Source organism: Paraburkholderia sp. NMBU_R16 (assembly GCF_013282575.1).
GTDB lineage: Bacteria > Pseudomonadota > Gammaproteobacteria > Burkholderiales > Burkholderiaceae > Trinickia.
This window is the reverse complement of the sequence record NZ_JAAAYE010000139.1, coordinates 1-3586: the sequence shown is the minus strand read 5'-3', so window position 1 is coordinate 3586 and position 3586 is coordinate 1. Positions and strand designations below refer to the sequence as shown.

Sequence of the window (3586 nt, the reverse complement as noted above, 5' to 3'; positions counted from 1 at the left end):
AGCGGCCGGCTTTGACCAACTCGACCATCTGCGCCCGAAATTCCGGCGCGTAGGGGTTGTGGTGCTTTCCCATGGCAGGCACCTCCTGTTCCAAAGGATAGGTGTCCACGAAACCGGGTCAACTCCAAGGTCGGAAGAGTGGGCGCGTTATGCGAAGCCTTCGCGGGGCGATGATCCTCGCTTCGTCATGCAAACGCGCCCAGCTGTCAATGCAAATGGCCGCATTCACGTGCGCGTGTGGCGGATCCAAAGGCGTCACTCGCGTCGCCCGGGTGAAGAGAAAACGCCCCAACGATGCTTGCTTCGGCCGACTCCTTGTCAACAGCAATCGGGGCCATACCGATCAGACAGGTATCGGAAGTCTCCAACGCCATATAAACATATCGAGACGCCGCGTTACCGTACGCCAGATCAGAAAGTGCGTGCTTCGGTATGCCGCTGATCTCGCCCTGTCTTCCCGAAGCAGGGTTGATCACCGCCCAGAACTCCGCATCCTTTGCCTTGGCTATCACCCTGGCGTCAGAGACGACCTCCTGGATCGTCCGTTTCAAAGAGGGATCGGGCTCGTAGGCGTCCCATTCCGTGTCATCAAATCGTCCGATTAAAACCAGCGCGCCGAGCTTTTCGCCGTTGCGAACCATAATTTCCAGGGCGCGCCTGATTATCTCGACTGTCTCCAGCAGGTTTTCGTGAAAGTTCATAATGTTGAGAGAGGTAGCACGGGAGAACCGGGCGATTCGATACGCCGCTGGGCCGATTGAGCGTATTGCGGTTCAATACCGCGCCAGTAGGTTAGGGAATTGTTGGCTGAGCGCCACCCTCGCGCGCGGCCTTGGCACCCCTTCAATCCAGCTGCTCAGATTCTCGCGGTTCTATGTTCAGTTCGATTGACGTCAACGTCCTCGTCAAGGTTCTCGCGGAAACGCGCCCGGCATCGACGGGAACTCGAGTTCCGGGGCAAATTCCTCATGTTCTCGCTTCCTGAAGGCCGCCCACCTTTGGGCAAGGCTTGCTGAAATACTGTTCATCGCGTCCACGAGGGCCTTGCCCTGGCGGAAGGTGGACGTCGCCAAATTGCCAGGATGCTCCTTGTCGTAAAGGTCTTCTGCTGTAATGTCTACCGCGGTTTCGCCGGTTCGCATACGTTGAACCGCATTATCGACAATAAGCTTGAATATTTGTTGTTGCTGTTTATGGTCGGTGACCATACCTTTGGCTGTGCCGAGTGTCACGTTGTACAGCTCTGTGGGAGTATTCGCGGCAATCGACGCCACCGCAACCCAAACGTCGTTGAGCAACTTCAGGCGAGCGGGGATTGCGACAGCGAAATAACTCATAGCACTCCACCACGGGCCTTTACCCATTGCACTGGTCGATAGCTCGCCAACTTTTGATCTGTCCACGGCAGGCCGTGTTTCCTTTAACGCAGCGGCGAGCAGGGCTGCCGCCGGATTCTCCATATCTGCGCCCTCGGGTAATTGCGGCATCGCGAACATACCGCTCTTGTAGCCCGCCAACGCACCTTCCGCTATCTCCCGATTCTTGTTTCGGAGGACTCGAGGCACCAGTGCGGCAGATGACGGCGCGACGACCGTTGCTGCCGTTGCAGCTTGAACCGCAAATCCGCCCCACCCTGGGATTTTTCCTGCTGTGTTGTAGATGGTTTGTCCAACTGCGGACCATTTCCCTGCTTCATGCATACCCGCAAGGTCTTCCTTAAACTCGTCCCAACTTTGCCAGAGCATCGGCTTTCCCTCGGCGGCTTCAAAGAACCGACCAAGAATGCCACTGTCCAACCCCTCCGCCACGTATCCGGTACTGCCCTTCCCAAATACCTCGATGATGTCCGCCACCGGGTCATATCCGGCGGCTTTGGCGAGGCGTGCCAATTTGCTCCATAACAACTCATCCAAGACGTATGAAGCGCCGCCAGCCACGATGAGACTCGCGATTATCGCTATCGGGGTCATCCGGTCAAGGCCTTTCTTATTAATGATGCGATCAATTCCGGCAGCGCCTAATTGGCCACGCATCTCGAGGGCCATTGGATGACTGCTGTTCATGCAGTCGTTCAGTAAGCTCTTCAAATCCGGATGGTCGGTTTCAGGCAAGTAACGCACCTCCTTCAGGAAGGCGAACGGGTGAGTAAATGCGCCGCGCAGATCTTCAGTCTGGTCGACGGAGCTGTCCTCGCCGCTTTTCGATTGGGCGCGCCGACGAGCAAACTGTTGTGCTTGCTTTTGTTCATTGAGGCGAGCATTGCTGCCAAAAGCAGCCCGACCGAGCTTGATGGCTTGGCTCAGAGCAAAGTCCGTCATTTTTACGCTGCCTTCCTTTCCATCGCTGTCGCGAGTCAAGTACGTACACCCCTCGTCAAAGGCCTTGGCCTTAACAACTGCGCTGGGCTCAAGAGGAAGTTGAACGGCGACACCTGCGGGCGGTAAGCTTTTTGCTATTGCGCCGGCTCGCTCGGGAAAGAGTGTGTGTGCCAAACGCATAACCGCATCAACGGCTGCATCGTTGCCGCATCTCAGTTGCCCATCCGCACCGCAAGCCACGGTACCGCCGAAGGCGGCAGGTAGCTTCAATTCACCCGTTTTTAGTTTTGCAGCGACCAACTTGAGATGCTCTTCTCGCTCGCGCCGAACGATTTGGGGGACTTGTTCCACCAAGTTTTTGGTCGCACGTATCGTTTTGATGGAGCGTTCTAGGGCCTCACCGCGTTTCGGATCGTGCTTGTGAACCGCCTTGATCAAGGTTTGGCGTGTGTCGATTGAACCCGCTTCGGTTCGGTGGATCGATGAGCTCCGACTTCTGGTGGCAGTTCCTCCATTCACCGACAGTTGGTTCAAACCGCCTAATGCGCCTGCATCGGATCGGCTTTGCGTAGATGTGCGGCTACTGGCATCATTCACTTCGAGGGTGTCGCTTACACCCAGATCATCGAGCTCGATATTGATTTGCGGAACGGTAGGGCCCACGCCGGCAGAACCAGCCATTTTTCTCTCCAAAGATTCTTCACTAAGGTTTCGCCGCATTTAAAAGCTTGATGGCACCACCGAAATCAACTCTCAACGCTACAGACCAGGGATTTGGCATGGCGTGTTTCAGGTTCTCCGAGTGCACGGCGATGCACGAAAAGTCCTGATATCGAAAGACGAAGGCAGCCGCTTTGCGCATCCCCCGTTGAAACGCCTCTTTCATCGCGTGGTCGTATTGCGCCAATACTGAGGTGGTTCAGGTAGCCCATATGAGCCCCACACTTGATGCCTTTCAACCATCACATGTTGTATTGAAAGGTCACGTGCGGCTACCGAAGCTGCGAAGTCCGGATGTCAATCGCGAAGGCGCAGATTCGATGACAAAGGGTGGCTCTCGTAGCGCTGTCGTAGCCTCTGATCAGGAGGGGCGTGCGGGGCCGCCAGGGGAGCGGGAGGCACGTCGACAGATAGGTGCCGATGAATCGCCCCGGGAATCGTGGAGGCTGGTTGGTTTAAGTTGATGCCGGCATCGCAACTCCGTTGCTGAGTTGCCGGTAATAGTTTGCCTCAGCTTCAGCGGGTGGGATATAGCCGAGCGGTTCCAT

The 3586-nt window shown here is 56.2% G+C and carries 3 protein-coding genes; all 3 read right to left on the bottom strand.

Annotated features, from left to right (window positions below):
• Positions 1 to 206 precede the first annotated feature (206 nt).
• Positions 207 to 701, bottom strand: coding sequence for a hypothetical protein (locus GWC77_RS27185; protein ID WP_173262425.1), 495 nt, complete (start codon positions 699 to 701; stop codon positions 207 to 209).
• A gap of 204 nt (positions 702 to 905) precedes the next feature.
• Positions 906 to 2999 (bottom strand): hypothetical protein, encoded by a 2094-nt coding sequence (locus GWC77_RS27180; protein ID WP_173262422.1) that lies wholly within the window; start codon positions 2997 to 2999, stop codon positions 906 to 908.
• A gap of 22 nt (positions 3000 to 3021) precedes the next feature.
• On the bottom strand, positions 3022 to 3204 hold the full coding sequence (locus tag GWC77_RS27175) for a hypothetical protein (RefSeq protein WP_173262419.1): 183 nt from the start codon (positions 3202 to 3204) through the stop codon (positions 3022 to 3024).
• Between the last annotated feature and the right edge of the window lie 382 nt (positions 3205 to 3586).